The sequence below is a fragment of the Huaxiibacter chinensis genome, from assembly GCF_022171985.1.
GTDB lineage: Bacteria > Pseudomonadota > Gammaproteobacteria > Enterobacterales > Enterobacteriaceae > Enterobacter > Enterobacter chinensis_A.
The window spans coordinates 46,826-67,134 of sequence record NZ_JAJVHF010000007.1; the positions used below are offsets into that span (position 1 = coordinate 46,826).

Consider the following 20,309-nt stretch of genomic DNA (forward strand, 5'->3'; position numbering starts at 1 on the left):
TAAAGTGATATGGACGACTTAACCCTGCGTTATTACGACGCTGAAATGCGCTATCTGCTGGAAGCTGGTGAAGAATTTGCCCGCGCTCACCCCGAGCAGGCGGCAATGCTCAATCTCGATAAAGCGGGTGCGCGCGACCCGTACGTGGAGCGTCTGTTCGAGGGCTTTGCCTTCCTGATGGGCCGGCTGCGTGAAAAGCTTGACGATGACCTGCCGGAACTGACTGAAGGGCTGGTCAGCCTGCTGTGGCCGCATTACCTGCGCACCATTCCGTCAATGTCGGTGGTGGAGTTCACCCCTGACTGGCGTGAAATGAAAGAGCAAATGCGCATTGTCAAAGGTTTCGAGGTGAATTCGCGGCCGATCGGGGAGAAGGGTACGCGCTGCCGGTACACCACCACCAAAGTAATCACCCTTCAGCCGTTGTCGCTGGAGCACGCCCGCCTGTCGACCGATCCGGATGGACGTTCGGTCATCAGCCTGCGGTTTAACTGCAGCCATCTTGCCGACTGGAGTCGTGTCGATCTCAATCAAATTCCGTTCTACTTCAACGCAGACGCACCGCTGGCCTGCGCCATGCATGAAGCTTTTATCATAAACACTGCGCGTCTCTGGCTGCGGATGCCGGGCGACGTGGACAGAAGACCGCTCGACGGATATTTCGCCGCGCTGGGATTTGGCGATGACGATGACCTGTGGCCGAAGGGGAGCAGCAGCTTTAGTGGTTATCAGTTGCTGCTGGAGTACTTCACCTTCCGTGAGAAATTCATGTTCACGGGGCTGCGTGGGCTGGAGACCGTGACCTTTCCGGCTGAGCTCCCATGGTTCGAAATCGACGTAGTGCTGGCGGAACGGTGGGAGCACGATTTCAGCTTTACCGAAAAACATTTGCGTCTGAACTGCGTGCCGGTGATTAATCTGTTCCCGCTGGAATCTGACCCGCTGACGCTGAATTCCCTGCAGACGGAATACATGCTGCGCCCGATGCGCGTGCAGGATGGCCATACGGAAATTTATGCGGTGGATTCAGTGATGTCATCAAGTCAGCATACCTATGTGCCATTCTCTAGCTTCCGCCACAAGGGCGGGATGATGCGTCACGAAGCGCCGGAATATTACTACCACACCCGCATGCGCCGTGGCCCGTCAGGACTGCATAACACCTGGCTTATCCTCGGTGGCGAAGCGTTTGATAACCACACGGTGCCGGAGGATGAAAGTCTGTCGCTGACGCTGACCGGTACCAACGGCCAGTTGCCACGACGTGCACTGCAGAGAACGGTGCTTGATACGGTGATGAAAACCACCTCGGCCAGTATCGCCGTGACTAACCTGTGCGCGCCAACGCTGCCCTGTTATCCACCGGCGCAGGACCGCTTCCACTGGCGCGTGCTGAGCCACCTCGGTAGCGGTTTTCTTTCGATGATGGATAACGCCGATGTGCTGCGCGGCACCCTGGCGCTGTATGAGTGGACCGGCAGCGAGATGAACCGCCGTCGCCTTGAAGCGATTATTGACGTGAAACACAGCGAAACGGAACGCTTTGAACAGGGCTACCTGGTGCGCGGCGTGCAGATTGAAGTGACGCTGGACAGTCACGGCTTTGCCGGGCGGGGAGATATCTGTCTGTTCGGCGAGATGCTGAGCCGCTTCTTTGCGCTCTACACCGATATCTATTTGTTTAATCGCCTTATTATCATACTGCAACCAACCGGAGAGCGCCTGGGATGGGAAGAGAAGCACAATCGCCGCATTCCCGGCTGACCCCGCGGCTGGAAGCCGACCTGCACCGCATTAACTTTTACCGGTTATGCCAGTTGCTGGAGAAACAGAACCCTGATAAACCGTTGATGGGTTCAACCAGCCATCCGGCTGATGATCTGGTGCGCTTTGCTCCGCATCCGGGAATGGGGTTTCCGGCCAGTGAGCTGAAGGCCGTCGAATACGACGAGGATGACGACCATAAACCGCCCATCATCCGTACCACATTTCTGGGCATGTACGGTATTGATTCGCCATTACCGACAGCGTATCTCGATGACATCACACTGCGAGCTGACGGACATGAAGCGCTGCAGAGTTTTCTCGATATCTTCAGCCACCGCATTCTGACGCAGTTTTACCGCATCTGGCGTAAATACTCTTACCCGGCAAGCTTCGAGCCCGGCGGCTCGGATAGCATATCTCAGTCGTTGCTGGGCCTGGTGGGGCTTGGCATTCCCGGAACGGCCAAGAATATCGCCACACCCGTCTCGCGATTTCTGGCACTGCTCGGTGTGCTGCAGCAACCCGGAAAAACTCAGCACGGCATGCAGGCACTGGTCAGCCTGCTGGCACCGCATACCCGGGTACAGATCAGTCCGTACTGCCTGCGACCGGTGGAAATCAGCCAGCCGCTGGGTTTTTACGGCGATGAAGATTTTCTGCTGGATAGCAACACACCGCTTGGCGATGAGGCGATGGACGCTAACAGCCAGTTGCTGATTGCACTCTCAACTGATGATGAGAAGGAATCGCAAGGCTGGAAGCCGGACGGCCTGCTGCACCACGATTTTCTCGTGATGCTACGGGTTTATCTGGGCTGGCGCTTTAAGGCAAAAATCACGCTGACCACCAGTACCCGCCTGCTGGCCGTTCCGCCGCTGGGTGAGGGGCCGTTCTGGCTTGGCATGAATGGCGTGCTGGGTGCGGAAGAAGGTGAGCTGGCGGAAGATATTCCGCAGACCTTTACTACAGAGCTGGGTTATTACACGGGGCTGGAGCCCGCCACACCACAACAAGGAAACCGACGTGTTACGTACAAGTTTGATTAAATCTGCATGCTGTTTTCTGGCATTAAGCCTGACCGGTTGTGGCGTCACGCAGGGCATCTCCGATGGCACAAAATCAGCTTACACAGCCATTTTTCACAAGAAGATTAAGGTGCTGCATCTGGACTTTACGGCCCGTGAAGCGCTGAACACGGATGCGCGTGAAAGCAACCCGTTATCCGAATCCGTTTTGGTCAGGGTCTACCAGCTTAAAGACCGCAAGACCTTTGACAAAACGGTCTACCAGCAGTTGTTGAAGGAGGGTGACACCCAGCTGAAAGCCGACCTGCTGGCCAGTCGTGACGTGGTGGTGAAGCCCGGCGGTGATGCAAACCTGAACATGCCTATGGAAGAAGACGCGCAGTTTGTTGCTGTGGTGGGGTTGTTCCGCCATCCGGATATGGTCAACAACACCTGGAAGCAGGTTATCCATCGTGACGACCTTGATCCGGATAAACCGCGTATTCTGGAAGCGGGTAATAACCACCTGACGCTGCAACCCCTTAAGGATGACTGATGCCCCAGGGACACAACTCACCCTCGCTGTATGAAATGCTTACCGGTCATTTTACCGGCGGTCTTCCGCTGTCGCAGGTCAGTGAGCAGAACCAGGTCATCCTCTCCGTGCTCGACAACATGCAGCGGATACTCAATTGCCGCGCCGGGACGCTGGCGCATCTGCCGGACTATGGCTTGCCGGACATGACCAAAATCCTGCAGGGGATGCCAGGTACCGCCCATGAGCTGATGGGAACCCTGTCTGAGGTGCTGCTGAAATATGAGCCCCGTCTGAAAAAAATAGCGGTCGTTCTGCTTGAGCAGGACATTCCGGGCGAGCTGCGTTACGCCATCGATGCTGAACTCAAGGGTATCGGGCTGGTGCGTTACGGAACCGAGTTTATGCCGGAAGGGCGGGTACTCCTGCGACATCTTAAGCAACGGCAGTATCTCGACACGACTACCCGCCTGTAAGGGCAGAGAGCACCATGTCAGTAAAATCACAGTTCCTCAAAAAACTGCAGGCCAGACAGTCTGTCCCGGTCTCGTCTAACAGCAAGACTCTGGCCGATATCGCAGAATTTCGCCTGCGAATAACACAGCTTCAGGAGCAGATGGACGCGTGGCTGGTGGATACCGGATTGAGTGTGGGTACGTTCACGGCAACCGTCACTGACCTGCTGGTGGAGGGTGGGGTTTTTGATATTCCCGGTATCGTCCTGCGTGTCGACGACCGGGCTGTAAAGTTTGTGCCGGTATTTTTGTATGGTCAGGGCGTGACCGGATGCGTGGAGGTGACTTTTCATGATGGAGGACATGTGACTTCGCTGGGGCGTTTGTTCATGCGGTCAGGTACCGTGAACAAGTGGACCTTTAATCCGCCTGGTGCATTATCCCCATCCGGGCAGGGTTTTGATGAGAACACATTTTTTGGCCAAATTTTAGCGCTTCTGCCATAGCGGGGGCTGAAAATGAATCATTATTTTTGCTTTGAGTCATTGCAAGTTTTCCTTACGAAACGGTTAATAGCTTTCGGATTACTTAGCGCCAAAGTAACGAAATAAATCACGGATATGGAAATGAGAAAATTAATCTTCCTTCTGGTCTCAGGAGTTCTTTTTATGGCGCAGGCTGATGCTGCGCGTGGAAGGCAGCCCTGCTCGGGTTCAAAAGGCGGTATAGCGCACTGCACATCGGATGGACGCTTTGTCTGTAATGACGGGAGTCTGAGTCAGTCGAAACGATTTTGTTCCGGGTATGGTTCCTCAGAAACCAGCAATCCGGTAAGACCGTCCACTTCCACCCGAAAAACGCAAACGAAAAAGGTGACAACGGCGAAAAAGCAGGAGCCGCAACGTGTTGCAGAAAACGACGAACCGGTCAGTACCCAACCCCGACAGCCCACATGTGCTCCCCTCTATATGGCCAGTAAGCCCGGATACACCCATTTACCGATTTGCTCAGGGAACCAGTATTAATCCCCTTGCCCATTTTTCAGTTTAAATAGTCAGGATTAAAAGAAGAAAGGAAAGAAATAAAACATGGCACGAAGAAAAAAAGAAGACAAGTCTGCGGGTATTGTTCTGGTCATTATTGGCGTGATTGCCTGGGGTATTTATGTTGCGGTAAGAGCATTAATTAACCTTAACGAGCAATTTATTGAGTCAGTGTCCAATCCGGCCGGAGTTATTGGTCTGTTCTTTGGCTTACTGATAGCCGTTGCATTCATAATGCGGGTATTCATTTACCGGGGATTCCGGAAGAAAACAGCGGAGCTTGAACAGGCCGTGTTGGACCTGACGCAGAAAGAGAAAGCTTTTGAAGAAACCGTCAGTACTGAAGTGGCTCGCGGACTGTATCAGGAAAAGAAACAGCTTTCCGGTCAGTGGGATGACTTTCATCATGCCAGAAATAAAGCTTCCCGGGCACTGCAGCGTATTGTGGACTCCGCGTATAAATTCAAAGTCAAAACCCTTCTTTCCGGCACCACGGTAAATAACTGGCAAAGCAAGTATGACCAGCTCAGAAAGGAGAGGGACGCTTACGCGGCCATCAGCGAAAAAATCACCTTCCTGGAACTTGAAGATAACGCCGACTGGGAAGGTGTAAAACAGCAGTTTCTGGATAAGGTCGCCCTGTTGGAAAAAGCGCAGGAAGAAAAAGAATATCAGGCTGAGCTCAAGCGTCAGATGCGGGAAGAAAAACAGCGTCAGGATGAGCTGGAGCAGCAGCAGCGCGAAGCGGAAGAGGAGGAACAACGTCTTGCGGAGCAGCAGTGTTTACTGGATAAAGCTCTGCTCGCCGCTGAGGGGGCTTACAGGGAAGAGTTGCAAAGACAGCGTCTGGAGCTGGAGCAGAAAATCCAGGACGTGCATCAGCAGTATGAACGCGCCAAATCTATGGCCCAGCTCACGAAGCAGGGGCACGTGTATGTGATTTCGAATATCGGTTCCTTCGGTGAAAACGTCTTCAAAATCGGTATGACCCGACGGCTGGAGCCTATGGAGCGTGTGAAAGAACTGAGCGGGGCAGCCGTGCCGTTTGATTTTGACGTCCACGCCATGATTTCCTGCGATGATGCCCCCGCACTTGAAAAGACACTTCACGACCATCTGGAAAGCTACCGGATTAACCGGGTTAACCTGCGTAAGGAGTTTTTCCGGGTCGAGCTCAGCCGGATAATCGATGAGGTTGAGCGTCACCACGGGCAGGTTGAATATATTGCTGACCCGGTGGCGTTGCATTACCTGCAGAGTCTCGAATATGCAGAAAGCGAAGCTGCATAAGCAATGACTTCCAATAGCTCCTAATACGTCAAATGGACAACTGGTCATGAATGACATCACCCCGCGTAAAATCAAAACCGGCGGCGACCCGCGCACACTACCGGATTATGCCGCCCTGCGTGATGAGCTGAGCAAGCTGAACCATCCGGCGCGTCCGGATGTGAACTGGCATTATGCCGAAAAACTTTGTCTCTCACTGTTTGAACAGAACGGTGTGGAATTGCAGACGGCGGCCTGGTATACGCTTACGCGTACGCAACTGGCCGGCTTATCCGGGCTCAATGAAGGGCTGACGATACTCGAGGCACTGATAAGCCATCAGTGGGGGGCGTTGTGGCCTCAGCCGGTCCATGCACGCATGGAAATTCTCAGTAGTCTGAGTCAGCGCCTGCAGCAACGGATGCGTACACTTTCACTAAATTACAGCGATCTTAGCCCGTTGTATCGTTCGGAGCAGCTGCTTACCAGGCTGGGGGAGGTGCTTCAGCGCCTGGAGCTTAAACATCACAGCCAGCTTGAAACATTACGTGTCCTGATACACAACAATGTAGTCAGGCTGGAAAACAGTGACGGCACTTCTGGCTCAGACTCAGCCATTCAGACGGGTAACGCGTTGTCCGCCGCCGTGATGAATGATGCGGGCACGTCCACAATGGGCCCTGCTGATAGCCCTACTGAAAGTGCAGTGAAGTGGGTGTACATTGTTCGCTCAGAACAGCCGCCGAACGTGGAGGTGTTGTCCGCAATGCCCACTCCGGTAAAAAAATGGAAATCCTTCGCTGCAGGTATGTGTACCATGCTGGTTATAAGCACCGTCGCGGTATGGAGCTGGCAGTTTCTTCACCGACCAGACCCGCTTCAGACCCTGTTTGCTGCTTCACTGGCTCCGTTACCTGTCCCACTCACCCCTGAAACGCTAGCCATGTTGCGTCAGCAGTCTCCCTTGTCGAAGGATCTTATTGCCCAAACACAGCAGCAGCTTGCCCGGCTGGGTCAGTTATCCCCGGACTGGAATCTTGCTTACAGCCGAAAACTTACAGAACAGGTTCAGGGATTGTGGCCGGAACAGGCTAAGCTTTTGGCACAGCAATGGCAGCAACAGTTAAGTGCTTCAACGCTATCTGATGATGCGATGAACGGCTGGCATGAGGGGATGCTCAAACTTCAGGAGATGACGACACAGCTCAATGCCCTGGATGGGCAGAAAGGAAAGTATATTACCGTTAGCGAGCTAAAATCACAGGTATTTGCTGCTACCCAGGCATTCAGTAAAACAGTGCCAATTGAGGAACAGTTGCGGCGGATGAGTATAGAGGAAAATCCAGAGATGATAACGTCCGCGCAAAAAATGCAGACAGAGCAGCATCTGAAGCAGCTTATCACAAACTACTCAATGCTGACTGCAGGCCAGTAGTTCTCATTCTGGTATTGCGTCAAAAATGCCACAGCGTGAGTAATCTTGTTCGAGTTGACTGCCGTCATAATGCAACAGGCCCAGAAAGCAAAAACCCAGCCATAGGCTGGGTTCTTTAAAGAGTGGTGCCCGGACTCGGAATCGAACCAAGGACACGGGGATTTTCAATCCCCTGCTCTACCGACTGAGCTATCCGGGCAACGGGCCGCATTAAACCCGATTGGGCCTTTGTCGTCAACGAAATTTGTTGTTTTCGTTACAGACTGCACATTCTCTCACCAGGTTGATGAATCCTTATGCGGCAAAATGTGTCCATAGCGCGGAAAGGGGCATAGCAAGCACCAGAGCCGGAAGCATATTCACCACGGCGAACATTTTGATACCGCAAATCCGCAGACCGGTCGCCAGCAAAAGCAGGCCGCCCACGGCGGTGAAATCAGCCATCATCGCCGGCGTCGTCAGTGGTAAGATCAAGGCGGCACAGGTGGCAAGCGCAAGCTGGATCAGCAGCATCGGCACGCTGATGGCGGCTACGGCGATGCCAAGCGTCGTGGCAAAGATTGTCGCGGTGAAGAAATCGAGAAACGCCTTGGCAATCAATATGCTGGGATCGCCGGTCATGCCTTCCTGCATGGCGCCGAAAATGCCCGTTCCGCTGGCGCAAAAGAGAATAATGATGGCGACATAATTTTGTATAAAGGTTTCGTGTGAACCACTCTTTGCTTTACCCGGACGTGAAATCAGCTGCTTTGCTTTACCCACCGCGCTGTTAATGCCTTTTTCCAGATAACAAAACTCCCCAATCAATGCGCCCAGCAATGTCGCCAGTACCATAACAGGTAGATTGGCGCATTTGACGACCAGTAAAATACCGATCCCCAGCGAAGCCAGACCAAAAATAGAGGGCATTGATGAGCGAATCCGCTCCGGCAATCTCTGGCTTAATACGGCGCCCAACACCCCGCCTAAAAGTACCGCCCCGGCGTTGATAAACGGTCCAATAACCAAAATGTACTCCAGCTATATAATCATTGATTGTGCATTATTATTACATCAACAAGGACATTGTGGGGGCAATTTTGCCTGAAAATTGCATAAGGATTCTCTCTTGCACCCCAAAATAAAAGGTGACATCATTGCGCGAAATTTCTCCTGCCGGATAACGGGCCGCCCATGATGATGATATTTACCACTGCGCGAAAACCTGTCCGTCTCAGCTGTTCCTCTTCTACTCTCATCATGCGGTGAGGTTCACGCAGGCTCACTGCAGGACAACAGTAAAACCAGACGTGTTCTGATTTTACTGATGTCTGGCGATCGGAGCTGTACTCCAGTCAGACGCGTTCGTTGGGCAGGCCGCCATGCTGCCCGGGGCTTTTTATTCCCCTGAAACGGGTATTTGTGCATATGAAATCACTGAAAATTGCCGTCAGCCACGCGCTCATGTCGGTCCTCTCCACGCACCGGGAAGTGGTTGCGTTAGATAACACCGATTTTACCGATGTGGCGGCGGTCGTTATGACCCCTGCCGACAGCCGCAGCGGCATTCTGGCTTTGTTGAAGCGCACCGGGTTCCAGCTGCCGGTATTTCTCTTTTCTGCCGAACCAGTCGATGTGCCGGAAGGCGTTAGCGCCGTTATCGATGGCAAAGCGCAGGAGTGGCTGGAGCTGGAAGCTGCCGCCTGTCGTTATGAAGAAAACCTTCTGCCTCCTTTTTTTGACACGCTGACGCAGTATGTGGCGATGGGAAACAGTACCTTTGCCTGCCCGGGCCATCAGCATGGCGCCTTCTTCAAAAAGCATCCGGCGGGTCGCCAGTTCTATGATTTCTTTGGCGAGAACGTGTTTCGTGCCGATATGTGCAATGCCGATGTGAAGCTCGGCGATTTGCTTATCCATGAAGGCTCGGCAAAAGAGGCGCAAAAGTTCGCGGCGAAAGTCTTTAATGCGGATAAAACCTACTTTGTCCTCAACGGCACGTCGGCGGCAAATAAGGTTGTCACCAATGCGCTGTTAACCCGTGGCGATCTGGTGCTTTTTGATCGCAATAATCACAAATCTAACCATCATGGCGCGCTGATCCAGGCGGGGGCTACACCGGTATATCTTGAGGCGTCGCGCAATCCGTTTGGCTTTATCGGCGGCATTGATGAACACTGCTTCGACGATGCCTGGCTGCGTGGTCTTATTCGCGAGGTGGCGCCGGATAAAGCGCAGGAGGCCAGGCCATTTCGTCTGGCGGTGATCCAGCTTGGCACCTACGACGGAACCATCTACAACGCCCGTCAGGTCATCGACAAAATCGGCCATCTGTGTGATTACATTCTCTTCGACTCTGCATGGGTCGGGTATGAGCAGTTTATCCCGATGATGGCCGACAGCTCGCCGCTTTTACTGGAACTGACCGCCAACGATCCGGGTATTTTTGTCACCCAGTCGGTTCATAAGCAGCAGGCCGGGTTCTCGCAAACCTCCCAGATCCACAAGAAAGATAACCATATTCGCGGTCAGGCACGGTTCTGTCCGCACAAACGCCTGAATAATGCTTTTATGCTGCACGCGTCAACCAGTCCGTTTTACCCGCTGTTTGCTGCGCTGGATGTGAATGCCAAGATCCATGAAGGCGAAAGCGGGCGCAGGTTATGGGCAGAGTGCGTGGCGCTGGGGATTGAAGCGCGTAAAGCGATCGTGGCCAACTGCAAGATGATCAAACCCTTTATCCCGCCGGTGGTCGCCGGGCGTCCGTGGCAGGATCACCCCACGCAGGTTATCGCCAGTGAACGCCGGTTCTTCAGCTTTGAGCCTGGCGCGAAATGGCACGGTTTTGAGGGCTACGCCAGCGAGCAGTATTTTGTCGATCCCTGCAAGCTGCTGTTAACCACGCCGGGCATTGATGCACAAACGGGTGAATACACGGCGTTTGGGGTACCAGCAACCATTCTGGCCCATTATCTGCGTGAAAACGGCATCGTGCCGGAGAAGTGCGATCTTAACTCGATACTCTTCCTGCTGACGCCGGCGGAAAGCGCTGAAAAAATGGCGCAGCTGGTGGCAATGCTGGGACAGTTTGAGCAGCACATTGAAGATGACACACCGCTTGCCGACGTGCTGCCGACCGTCTTTAACAAATACCCGGTACGTTATCGCGATTACACCCTGCGTCAGTTATGCCAGGAGATGCACGATCTGTACGTCAGCTTTAAGGTCAAAGATCTGCAGAAGGCGATGTTCCGCAAAGAGAGCTTCCCTGCGGTGAAGATGAATCCTCAGGATGCCAACCAGGCGTACATTCGCGGTAACGTCGATCTGGTGCGCATCAGTGAAGCAGAAGGGCGTATCGCGGCAGAAGGGGCATTACCTTATCCACCGGGCGTCCTGTGCGTGGTGCCTGGCGAGGTGTGGGGAGGCGCGGTCCAGCGCTACTTCCTGGCGCTTGAGGAGGGCATTAATCTGCTGCCTGGCTTCTCGCCGGAACTGCAGGGCGTCTACAGTCAAAAAGATGCCGATGGGATTAAGCGCTTGTACGGCTATGTGCTGAAAAGCGAGTGATTTCCCCCTCGTCCATAGCGGACGAGGGGTGAAACCGCGTCAGGCAGGCCCCTCTCTTATCTGAGAGGGGATATTGTTAATGCGCGACAGATTGTGCGCCGTGTGGTTCGCGAACGTGCTTGTACTTGAACAGCGCGATGAACGCGAAGAACAGCACCAGCGAGTAACCGGCAAAGATAAGCCAGACTGGCTGCCAGTCGGTGATGCCGTTGGTGGTATACATTTCAACGACTTTACCGCTCACAATGCCGCCCAGGATACAGCCGAAACCGTTAGTCATCATCAGGAACATACCCTGCGCACTGGCACGAATTTCAGGCTTCACTTCTTTTTCCACAAAGACCGAACCAGAAATGTTGAAGAAGTCGAAGGCGCAGCCGTAAACAATCATCGACAGAACCAGCAGCACGGTGCCGAATGGGCTTGGGTCGCCGTAGGCGAACAGACCGAAGCGCAACATCCATGCAGCAATACTGATGAGCATAACGTTCTTGATGCCGTAGCGGCTCAGGAAGAACGGGATGGTCAGAATGAACAGGGTTTCAGAAATCTGGGAAATCGACATCATCACCGAAGCGTGTTCGACAATAAAGCTGCCGGAGAACAGTGGGTTATTATCGAAGCTGTGCAGGAACGTGTTGCCGAACATGTTGGTGATTTGCAGCTCGGCGCCCAGCAGCATGGAGAAGATAAAGAAGATCGCCATGCGTCGGTTTTTAAACAGTGCGAACGCGTCCAGGCCCAGCATTGAGGTCCAGGTCTGGTTCTTTTGCTGATTCGACACCGGAACGTGCGGCAGCGTCAGGGTGAACAGTGCCAGCACCACGGAGAGCGCGGCACCGATGTACAGCTGCATATGGCTCAGTTCAAAGCCTGCGAAGCTCACGCCCCACATCGCCATAATAAAGCCGATGGTGCCCCAGATACGGATGGGGGGAAAATCGGTAACGATATCAAGGCCAGCTGACTTGATGCGGTGATAGGAGATCGTGTTGATCAAACCCAGCGTAGGCATATAGGCCAGCGAGTTAAGCAGGATCACGATAAACATCGCGCCTGGCGTCGTGACGCCCGCAGCCATAAATAACGTGCCCGCCCCCACGAGGTGGCAAAGGGCATACAGCCATTTTGCGCTGATCCATTTGTCCGCCACGATCCCCAGCAGCGTAGGCATGAAGACTGCCGCGATACCCAGTGAGCTGTAGACGGCGCCAATAGATGCGCCGTCGAACTTGAGCGTGACAAACATATAGGAGCCGAGCGTGGTCAGCCAGCTCCCCCACAGGCAGAACTGCAGAAACGACAAGATTTTAAGCTGCAGCTTAAGGTTCATGTTACTTTCCTCACAAATGAGCGGGAGATATGTTGATATGGGAACATTCAGGGTTGCTATTTGATGCGATTCTATCAGCAGGCAACGTTATGTTTTGTTACCTCCCGCAAAAAAATGCAATCCATATTAATTTGCAGATCAGATTGTGATGCAAATAACATTTTCGTATGGGTGGGGAGTGCGGTCTGATGCCCTCACCCCGGCCCTCTCCCACCGGGAGAGGGAGAAGGGCGGTGGTCCACTCCTGGTTCCCCGCAGGGAGGGAGAAAGGCGGTGGTCCACTCCTGGCTCCCCCGCAGGGAGGGAGAAGGGCGGTGGTCCACTCCTGGTTCCCCGCAGGGAGGGAGAAGGGCGGTGGTCCACTCCTGGCTCCCCCAGGGAGGGAGAAGGGCGGTGGTCCACTCCTGGCTCCTCCGCAGGGAGGGAAAAGGGTGGTGGTCCACTCCTGGCTCCCCCGCAGGGAGGGAGAAGGGCGGTGAACACTCCTGGCTCCTCGCAGGGAGGGAGAAGGGCGGTGGTCCACTCCTGGCTCCCCCGCAGGGAGGGAGAGAAGGGCGGTGAACACTCCTGGCTCCCCCAGGGAGGGGGAGAAGGAGCTCAGAGGAAGGAAACAACGCTATTTGCGTCGGTACCCTTTCTGAGCGGTATTCACCTTGTACAGATAGCGTCGAGATTCCGCCGACGGATGGCGGGTGGTCAGGGTGGAGTAGACATCTCCTGGCGTCATGGTGTTAATGATATTCGCTGCCTGCACCTTATCGCTTGAGAACACCCGCAATACGCTGCCTGCCCCGCCATTGTATGCCGTGATCACCGCATAGCGACGTGACGTCGGGTTATCAATTCCGCCAAGATAGACATTGCTCAGCATCGCCAGATACGCGGTACCGGTATCGATATTACTCTGCGGATCAAACAGATAGCTGCGGCTCGGCGTGCCGGATTTACCCTTTGAACGGAAGACGTCTTTACCGGCGCTGTGCTGAACGACCTGCATCAACCCCAGGGCGTCGGAACGGCTTACTGCGTATGGGTTAAACGACGATTCCGTCTGCATAATGGCCAGAATCAGTGATTCATCGACACCGTACTTACGCGATGCCTGACGCACCATGCCAATGTATTTATGTGCACGCTTATCAAGGTGGTTCGGCACCAGATTAATGGTCACGCTGTAGATAATTTTGAGCCCGTTGTTGCGGCTCTTCAGGCGGGTTTGCAGCAGATAGTCAGCAAACTTTGTCGCGCGGCCTTCCCAGCGGATGGGCTGCCCGGTCTGATCGACCACCTGACCGTACAGGAACGGTTCTTTTGAAATGGTGATATCGTCAGCGTCAGAATAGAGGTCGATGGTGCCCGGATCGTCACCCATCAGCAGGGTTTTAACAATGGCCTGGCGTAACCGCGCCGTTGGCTCGGTGCCCGCGATGGTCTCAATGGTGATCGTACCCTCATCAAAGTTGATGTGGCTACGCGTCTGGTAAGCGTCGGTATATTTAACGTAATCCTTGGGTCCGGCAATAAGGACCTCGTTAAATCCCCAAATATTTTCGATGTTATGGGCAAACTGCCCCATCAAAATGTCAAAACCGTTGGTGTCCTTGACCCAGGCTTCGTTGTAGCTATCGCCCTTTTTGGAGGAACAAGAGACAAGCAGCGGCGCAACAAGTGCAAGCGCTAAAATTTTTTTCATCATTCCGGGAGTGCGTGTTGTGTTTGCGTTGGGCACGGGCCTAAGGTGTTATAAGCCGGGTAAGCGCAGCGCTACCCGGCAACAGCCCGCAAAATTATTTTTCCGGCGGCGTGTAGCCTTCAATATGCACGTCTTTGCCTTCGAACAGGAAGTTCACCATCTCCTGCTCCAGCAGTTTGCGGTGTTCCGGGTTCATCATGGTCAGTTTTTTCTCGTTGATAAGCATAGTCTGCTTGTGCTGCCACTGCGCCCACGCCTCTTTCGAGATTTCGTTATAAATACGTTTACCCAGATCGCCCGGATAGAGCTGGAAGTCCTGGCCTTCGGCGTCACGTTGCAGGAAGGTGCAAAAAATTGTTCTGGCCATACTCGTTCCTCTTTTTTAACCGAAGCTAAACCATTGCTCCGGTGCGTAATTGTTGTAACAGACGCTCCACGGGAGCCGCCAGCCCAACTGACGGCGGTTGCGCTAAGTTATACCAGAGACCGCTGCCTTCATCCATGCATGAGGTGAAGGAGGACACGGGAAGCCACATCGGGACAATATCCAGATGGAAATGGCTAAACGTATGGCGGAAAGCGGTCAGTTGCGTCAGGGTATCGGCAGGAATACCTCGCAGGTTCAGCCACTCGCGAAGCGCTTCCTCGGATTCAAACTGGGGGAAGCAGAACAAGCCGCCCCACAGGCCGCTCGGCGGACGCTGGGCGAGCCAGGCGTCGTCACCGTGCTGCATTAAAAGCATATAGCCGGTACGCTCGGGGAGAGTCTGTTTCGGTTTCTTGCCCGGGTACTGTGCCCAGCTGTGATGAGCATAGGCCACGCACAGGTTATTTACCGGACAGAGTTCGCACTTAGGTTTCGTGCGCGTACAGACGATCGCGCCGAGATCCATCATTGCCTGATTAAAACGCGCTACGCCTGACGCAGGGGTCACGGCCTCGCTAATGTCCCACAGGCGTTTTTCAACGTCTTTCTTACCCGGCCAGCCGTCAACAGCATAGCAACGTGCCAGCACGCGTTTTACGTTGCCATCGAGAATCGGATAGTGCTGGCCCAGCGAAAGAGAAAGGACGGCGCCCGCAGTGGAGCGGCCGACGCCGGGCAGTGCCGCCACTTCATCGAACGTCTCCGGGAAACGGCCCTTATGCAGCGTGGCCACCTGCTGAGCGGCTTTGTGCAGATTGCGGGCTCGCGCGTAATAACCGAGACCTGTCCACAGGTGCAGCACTTCATCCAAAGGGGCATTGGCCAGATCGGTGACCGTCGGGAAACGCGCCATAAAGCGCTCGAAATAGGGAATCACCGTCGCAACCTGAGTTTGTTGCAACATCACCTCAGAGAGCCATACTTTGTAAGGCGTTTTTTCAATTTGCCAGGGCAGGGTTTTACGCCCGTATTTGTCGTACCAGTCCAGCACCTGGGCTGAAAATTGAGAGGCTTGCATGGTTATCGATTCACATAATCAGGGACGCAGATTGCAGCACAGCGTTAATCGACTGTAAACCGGATCTTTCCCATGCTTGCATAGATGGCTTAACTTTGGATAATGCCCGTTTCCCGAACACTCTCACAAGCAGACTACTCTTTTATGAAAAACGACGTCATTTCACCGGAATTTGATGAAAACGGTCGCCCGCTGCGCCGTATTCGCAGCTTTGTCCGCCGTCAGGGGCGCCTGACCAAAGGGCAGCAGCACGCGCTGGACAACTACTGGCCGGTGATGGGCGTTGAGTTCACTGAACAGCCTGTCGACTTTGCCGAACTGTTTGGTCGTGAAGCGCCGGTGACGCTGGAAATTGGGTTTGGTATGGGCACCTCGCTGGTGACCATGGCAAAAGCGCGGCCTGAGCAGGCTTTCCTGGGCATTGAAGTGCACTCCCCGGGTGTGGGTGCCTGTCTGGCCATGGCCCACGAAGAGGGCGTAGAGAACCTGCGCGTGATGTGTCACGATGCGGTCGAAGTGCTGCATAAAATGATTCCTGACAATTCTTTAAACATGGTTCAGCTCTTTTTCCCTGACCCGTGGCACAAAGCACGTCATAATAAACGCCGTATCGTTCAGGCCCCTTTTGCTGAGTTAGTGAAAAGTAAGCTAAAACTGGGCGGCGTTTTCCATATGGCGACCGACTGGGAACCGTACGCGGAACACATGCTTGAAGTGATGTCATCTCTGGATGGCTATAAAAATCAGTCTGAGAGCAATGACTACGTACCGCGCCCGGATTCACGTCCGGTGACAAAATTTGAACAGCGTGGCCATCGTCTTGGTCACGGTGTATGGGACTTAATGTTCGAGAGGGTGAAATAATGGCAAAGAACCGTAGCCGTCGTCTGCGTAAAAAGATGCATATCGAAGAATTCCAGGAAGTGGGTTTTTCTGTTGCATGGCGTTTCCCGGAAGGCACCAGCGTAGAAACCATCGATAAAGAAGTTGATGCGTTCATCGATGAAGTCATCGAGCCAAACAAACTGGCGTTTGACGGCAGTGGTTACCTGGCATGGGAAGGTCTGATCTGTAAGCAAGAAATCGGTAAATGTACCGAAGAGCAGCAGACTCTTGTGCGCAAATGGCTGGAAGACCGCAAATTCGAAGAAGTGCGCGTGAGCGAACTTTTCGACATTTGGTGGGACTAAATAAGCAACACGGGGCCAGCATTAGCTGGCCCGTTTTGTCTGAGGGAGTTTTTATGATGCGCAAAACGCTGCTTGCTGCGGCACTGATGACCACGACGCTTGCCGCACATGCGGACTACAAATGCGAAGTGACGCCGCGAGATGATGTGATTTTAAGCCCGCAAACCGTGCAGGTTAAAGGCGAAAACGGCAATCTGGTCATTACGCCAGATGGCAGTGTCATGTACAACGGTAAGCAATACACCCTTAGCGCCGCGCAGCGTGAACAGGCAAAAGATTATCAGGCTGACCTGCGTACCGCTCTGCCGTGGATTGACGAAGGCGCACTCACGCGCGTTGAGAAAGGCCGCGTGGCTCTGGATAAGATCATCACCAAAGAGATGGGAGAGAGCAGCAATATGCGTTCCCGTCTGACCAAGCTTGATGCGCAGCTCAAAGAGCAAATGAACCGGATTATTGAGCACCGTACCGACGGCCTGACATTCCATTATAAAGCGATCGATCAGGTGCGCGCCGATGGGCAAAACCTGGTTAATCAGGCGATGGGCGGGATTCTGCAGGACAGTATTAATGAGATGGGCGCCAAAGCGGTACTGAAAGGCGGCGGCAATCCTTTGCAGGGTGTGCTGGGCAGCCTGGGCGGTTTACAGACCTCCATCCAGAATGAGTGGAAGAATCAGGAAGCCGATTTCCAGCAGTTCGGCAAAGACGTGTGTAAACGCGTGGTGTCGCTCGAAGATAGCCGTAAGGCGCTGGTAGGGACGCTGAAGTAGCGTTTCTGCGCGCTGGGCCCCTCACCCCGACCCTCTCCCCAGGGGAGAGGGAGAAAGACCGTTTGCCTCCAGCTGCAGGACGTCACCGTTCCCTCTCCCGTGGGAGCGGGTTAGGGTGAGGGCATCAGGCGGCGCAAGGGCTACAAACTCGCCCTCCATCCCCTCCACCAGCAGGATGTCACCGTTCCCTCTTCCCGTGGGAGAGGGCCAGGGTGAGGGCATCAGGCGGCGCAAGGGCTACAAGCTTGCCCTCCATCCCCTGTACCTGCAGGATGTCACCGTTCCCTCTCCCGTGGGAGAGGGCCAGGGTAAGGGCATCAGGCGGCGCAAGGGCTACAAGCTCACCCCCCATCCCCTCCACCAGCAGGACGTCACCGTTCCCTCTCCCGTGGGAGAGGGCCAGGGTGAGGGCATCAGGCGGCGCAAGGGGTGCAAACTCGCCCCCATCCCCTCCACCAGCAGGATGTCACCGTTCCCTCTCCCGTGGGAGAGGGCCAGGGTGAGGGCAACAGGCGGCGCAAGGGCTACAAGCTCGCCCTCCATCCCCTCCATCTGCAGGACGTCACCGTTCCCTCTCCCGTGGGAGCGGGTTAGGGTGAGGGCATCAGGCGGCGCAAGGGCTACAAACTCGCCCCCATCCCCTCCACCTGCAGGACGTCACCGTTCCCTCTCCCCGTGGGAGAGGGTTAGGGTGAGGGCATCAGGCGGCGCAAATGTTGCAACAGAACCATCAATACCGCCTCCTCGTTCTCCCGAAATTCATTATTCCAGAAGCGCACCACTTCCCAGCCATTTGCGTTCAAAAATTCACAACGACGTGAATCATAGGCTTCCCTGTCCTGATGTTGCCCTCCGTCCAGCTCAACAATCAGCTTCGCTTTGACACAAGCAAAATCGACGACATACGGCCCAATCGGCATCTGGCGGCGAAATTTATAGCCAAAAAAACGACGATCCCGAAGCAGATACCACAGGCGCAGCTCTTCGGGTGTCATCGTCGTTCGCAGTTGTTTTACGTTGTCCATCCCCACACTCTGCCAGCCTTTCGCTCAGCTGGCAGAACAGGATGCAAAATCCGGAATCCGTCTTCAGGATCCTTCGGCGAGGAACAGCTCAAGAAGGGAGTTTAAGAACAGTTTGCCGTGCTCGGTGATCTGCCAGAAATGCTCGCACTCTGTGAGATACCCTTTCGCCAGGGCCTCGTCAATTTGCGGACGGATCACCGACTCTGACAAGCCGGTATAGAGCGTAAACTCCGCGCGTGGTGCCGGTTCCAGCAGACGGAAGCGGTTCATAAAGAACTCAAAAGGTTTATCTTCCGTCTCGACGTCATGGCTGCGTTCCAGGTAACGGCCTTCCATATAGCCGCGTGGATGCCGCGTCTTCGCGGTACGCAAAATGCGCCCGTCCGGGAAGGTCACTTTACCATGCGCGCCACAGCCAATCCCCAGATAATCACCAAAGCGCCAGTAGTTCAGGTTGTGCTGACACTGATACCCCGGTTTTGCATACGCAGAGGTTTCGTATTGCTGATAACCCGCGGCACTCAATAACTGATGGCCCTGCTCAAAGATGTCCCACAGCGCATCGTCATCGGGCAGTTTGGGCGGACGCGATCCAAACAAGGTGTTGGGTTCGATGGTCAGCTGATACCAGGAAAGGTGTGGAGGATTCAGCGCAATGGCCTGGCGTAAATCATCCAGCGCCTCTTCAAGCGACTGGTCCGGCAGACCGTGCATCAAATCAAGGTTAAAGCTTCGCAACCCCAGCCCTGTCGCCAGATTCGCGGCGCGTTTGGCCTCTTGCGAACCGTGAATACGACCAAGACGTTTTAATTTCGGTTCGCTAAAACTCTGCACGCCAATGGAGATGCGGTTCACACCGGCTCGCTGGTAGTCGACAAAACGGTCGGCTTCTACGGTGCCGGGGTTGGCTTCCATTGTAATTTCAGCATCTGCCGCCAGATTCAGCCGCGCACGCACGCCGTCCAGCAGCGTCTGCATCGCCGGGCCAGAAAGCAGGCTCGGCGTACCGCCACCAATGAAAATGGTCTTAACTTCACGTCCCTGTGCGTAAGGTACATCGGCATCCAGGTCGGCCAGCAGATGCGCAACGTAGTCATCATGCGGCACTTCACCCTTCAGCGCGTGCGAGTTGAAATCACAGTACGGGCATTTCTGCACGCACCAGGGGATGTGAATATAAAGACTCAGGGGTGGCAAATTAGCCATTACGCAGTGCTTCCAGTAACAGTTTCAGGGCGCGTCCACGGTGGGAAATCGCGCTTTTCTCTTCGCGGGTGAGCTCCGCAGCGGTTTTGCCCTCAGAGGGGACAAAGAAAATGGGATCGTAACCAAAGCCACCGTTACCGGAGGATTCACGGGCAATCACCCCGGGCCAGCTGCCGTGGCAGACAATCGGCGTGGGATCTTCGGCGTGGCGCAGGTAAACCAGCACGCAATGGAACTGTGCCTGCCGTTGGGCGTCAGGCACGCCTTCCAGTGCCACCAGCAACTTTTCCAGATTCTGCTGGTCGGTTGCATCAGCACCAGAATAGCGCGCGGAGTAGATCCCCGGTGCGCCGCCTAAAAAGTCCACCGCCAGTCCCGAGTCGTCAGCGATGGCGGGCAGTCCCGTCACCTGCGCGGCATGGCGCGCTTTCAGGATCGCATTTTCAATAAAGGTCAGGCCGGTCTCGTCGGCGGATTCTACGCCGAGCTCCGTCTGTGCTACCACATCCAGGCCGAAATCATTTAATAGCGAGGCCAGCTCGCGCACCTTACCGGCGTTACCGGTAGCGAGAACCACTTTTTGCATT

General features: G+C 54.6%; 20 protein-coding genes and 1 tRNA gene. 12 read left to right on the plus strand and 9 right to left on the minus strand.

Features of this window, described 5'->3' with window-relative positions; translation table 11 throughout:
- Positions 1 to 9: 9 nt before the first annotated feature.
- From tssF to LZP96_RS16205, 8 genes are all read left to right on the plus strand, one after another.
- Positions 10 to 1,764: a type VI secretion system baseplate subunit TssF gene (tssF, locus tag LZP96_RS16175; protein WP_258926175.1), complete on the plus strand. Its 1,755-nt coding sequence runs from the start codon at positions 10 to 12 to the stop codon at positions 1,762 to 1,764.
- Positions 1,728 to 2,813 carry a type VI secretion system baseplate subunit TssG gene (tssG, locus tag LZP96_RS16180; RefSeq protein WP_064327360.1) on the plus strand — a complete coding sequence of 362 codons (1,086 nt, stop codon included), beginning with the start codon at positions 1,728 to 1,730 and terminating at the stop codon, positions 2,811 to 2,813. Before tssF ends, tssG begins: the two co-directional genes overlap by 37 nt.
- Entirely contained in the window at positions 2,791 to 3,327 is a 537-nt protein-coding gene (gene tssJ, locus LZP96_RS16185; protein WP_064327359.1) for a type VI secretion system lipoprotein TssJ, read from the plus strand. The genes tssG and tssJ overlap by 23 nt, the downstream gene beginning before the upstream one ends.
- Positions 3,327 to 3,782, plus strand: coding sequence for a type VI secretion system baseplate subunit TssE (gene tssE, locus LZP96_RS16190; RefSeq protein WP_064327358.1), 456 nt, complete (start codon positions 3,327 to 3,329; stop codon positions 3,780 to 3,782). The genes tssJ and tssE overlap by 1 nt, the downstream gene beginning before the upstream one ends.
- Before the next feature lie 14 nt (positions 3,783 to 3,796).
- Positions 3,797 to 4,267, plus strand: a complete 471-nt coding sequence (locus LZP96_RS16195) for a hypothetical protein (protein ID WP_064327357.1) — start codon at positions 3,797 to 3,799, stop codon at positions 4,265 to 4,267.
- Between the two features lie 120 nt (positions 4,268 to 4,387).
- A complete protein-coding gene (locus LZP96_RS24230) occupies positions 4,388 to 4,786 on the plus strand; it encodes a YdcA family protein (protein WP_071892444.1) in 399 nt (132 codons plus the stop codon).
- 63 nt (positions 4,787 to 4,849) lie between these two features.
- Entirely contained in the window at positions 4,850 to 6,094 is a 1,245-nt protein-coding gene (locus LZP96_RS16200) for a GIY-YIG nuclease family protein (protein ID WP_064327356.1), read from the plus strand.
- Between the two features lie 46 nt (positions 6,095 to 6,140).
- On the plus strand, positions 6,141 to 7,508 hold the full coding sequence (locus LZP96_RS16205; RefSeq protein ID WP_064327355.1) for a VasL domain-containing protein: 1,368 nt from the start codon (positions 6,141 to 6,143) through the stop codon (positions 7,506 to 7,508).
- Positions 7,509 to 7,631: 123 nt separating this feature from the next.
- Here the strand turns inward: LZP96_RS16205 and LZP96_RS16210 are convergent.
- Both LZP96_RS16210 and LZP96_RS16215 read right to left on the minus strand, forming a co-directional pair.
- A tRNA-Phe gene (locus LZP96_RS16210) sits at positions 7,632 to 7,707 on the minus strand.
- 95 nt (positions 7,708 to 7,802) lie between these two features.
- Positions 7,803 to 8,516: a DUF554 domain-containing protein gene (locus LZP96_RS16215; RefSeq protein ID WP_064327354.1), complete on the minus strand. Its 714-nt coding sequence runs from the start codon at positions 8,514 to 8,516 to the stop codon at positions 7,803 to 7,805.
- A gap of 399 nt (positions 8,517 to 8,915) precedes the next feature.
- Between LZP96_RS16215 and LZP96_RS16220 the strand changes: the two genes are divergently transcribed.
- Positions 8,916 to 11,057 (plus strand): ornithine decarboxylase, encoded by a 2,142-nt coding sequence (locus tag LZP96_RS16220; protein ID WP_064327353.1) that lies wholly within the window; start codon positions 8,916 to 8,918, stop codon positions 11,055 to 11,057.
- 76 nt (positions 11,058 to 11,133) lie between these two features.
- On the opposite strand, the gene LZP96_RS16225 is transcribed toward LZP96_RS16220, so the two are convergent.
- The 4 genes from LZP96_RS16225 to mutY all read right to left on the minus strand — a co-directional run bounded on the left by LZP96_RS16225 (position 11,134) and on the right by mutY (position 15,528).
- On the minus strand, positions 11,134 to 12,390 hold the full coding sequence (locus tag LZP96_RS16225; protein WP_064327352.1) for a nucleoside permease: 1,257 nt from the start codon (positions 12,388 to 12,390) through the stop codon (positions 11,134 to 11,136).
- Between the two features lie 616 nt (positions 12,391 to 13,006).
- On the minus strand, positions 13,007 to 14,083 hold the full coding sequence (gene mltC, locus LZP96_RS16230) for a membrane-bound lytic murein transglycosylase MltC (protein ID WP_064327351.1): 1,077 nt from the start codon (positions 14,081 to 14,083) through the stop codon (positions 13,007 to 13,009).
- A gap of 94 nt (positions 14,084 to 14,177) precedes the next feature.
- On the minus strand, positions 14,178 to 14,450 hold the full coding sequence (locus tag LZP96_RS16235) for an oxidative damage protection protein (protein WP_064327350.1): 273 nt from the start codon (positions 14,448 to 14,450) through the stop codon (positions 14,178 to 14,180).
- Between the two features lie 25 nt (positions 14,451 to 14,475).
- The gene (mutY, locus tag LZP96_RS16240; protein WP_198324744.1) at positions 14,476 to 15,528 is read right to left on the minus strand and encodes an A/G-specific adenine glycosylase; all 1,053 of its coding nucleotides are present in this window, start codon (positions 15,526 to 15,528) and stop codon (positions 14,476 to 14,478) included.
- Positions 15,529 to 15,672: 144 nt separating this feature from the next.
- On the opposite strand from mutY, the gene trmB reads away from it, so the two are divergent.
- The 3 genes from trmB to LZP96_RS16255 are packed head-to-tail and all read left to right on the plus strand — an operon-like array spanning position 15,673 to position 17,491.
- Positions 15,673 to 16,392 carry a tRNA (guanosine(46)-N7)-methyltransferase TrmB gene (trmB, locus tag LZP96_RS16245; protein ID WP_064327348.1) on the plus strand — a complete coding sequence of 240 codons (720 nt, stop codon included), beginning with the start codon at positions 15,673 to 15,675 and terminating at the stop codon, positions 16,390 to 16,392.
- Positions 16,392 to 16,718 (plus strand): YggL family protein, encoded by a 327-nt coding sequence (locus tag LZP96_RS16250; protein ID WP_064327347.1) that lies wholly within the window; start codon positions 16,392 to 16,394, stop codon positions 16,716 to 16,718. Before trmB ends, LZP96_RS16250 begins: the two co-directional genes overlap by 1 nt.
- Before the next feature lie 53 nt (positions 16,719 to 16,771).
- A complete protein-coding gene (locus tag LZP96_RS16255) occupies positions 16,772 to 17,491 on the plus strand; it encodes a YggN family protein (protein WP_064327346.1) in 720 nt (239 codons plus the stop codon).
- Positions 17,492 to 18,177: 686 nt separating this feature from the next.
- Here LZP96_RS16255 and LZP96_RS16260 read toward each other — a convergent pair.
- From LZP96_RS16260 to LZP96_RS16270, 3 genes are all read right to left on the minus strand, one after another.
- On the minus strand, positions 18,178 to 18,516 hold the full coding sequence (locus LZP96_RS16260) for an endonuclease domain-containing protein (RefSeq protein WP_064327345.1): 339 nt from the start codon (positions 18,514 to 18,516) through the stop codon (positions 18,178 to 18,180).
- 63 nt (positions 18,517 to 18,579) lie between these two features.
- Positions 18,580 to 19,722: a radical SAM family heme chaperone HemW gene (gene hemW, locus LZP96_RS16265; RefSeq protein ID WP_064327344.1), complete on the minus strand. Its 1,143-nt coding sequence runs from the start codon at positions 19,720 to 19,722 to the stop codon at positions 18,580 to 18,582.
- Positions 19,715 to 20,308, minus strand: a complete 594-nt coding sequence (locus LZP96_RS16270) for an XTP/dITP diphosphatase (protein WP_064327343.1) — start codon at positions 20,306 to 20,308, stop codon at positions 19,715 to 19,717. Before LZP96_RS16270 ends, hemW begins: the two co-directional genes overlap by 8 nt.
- Position 20,309: the final 1 nt, after the last annotated feature.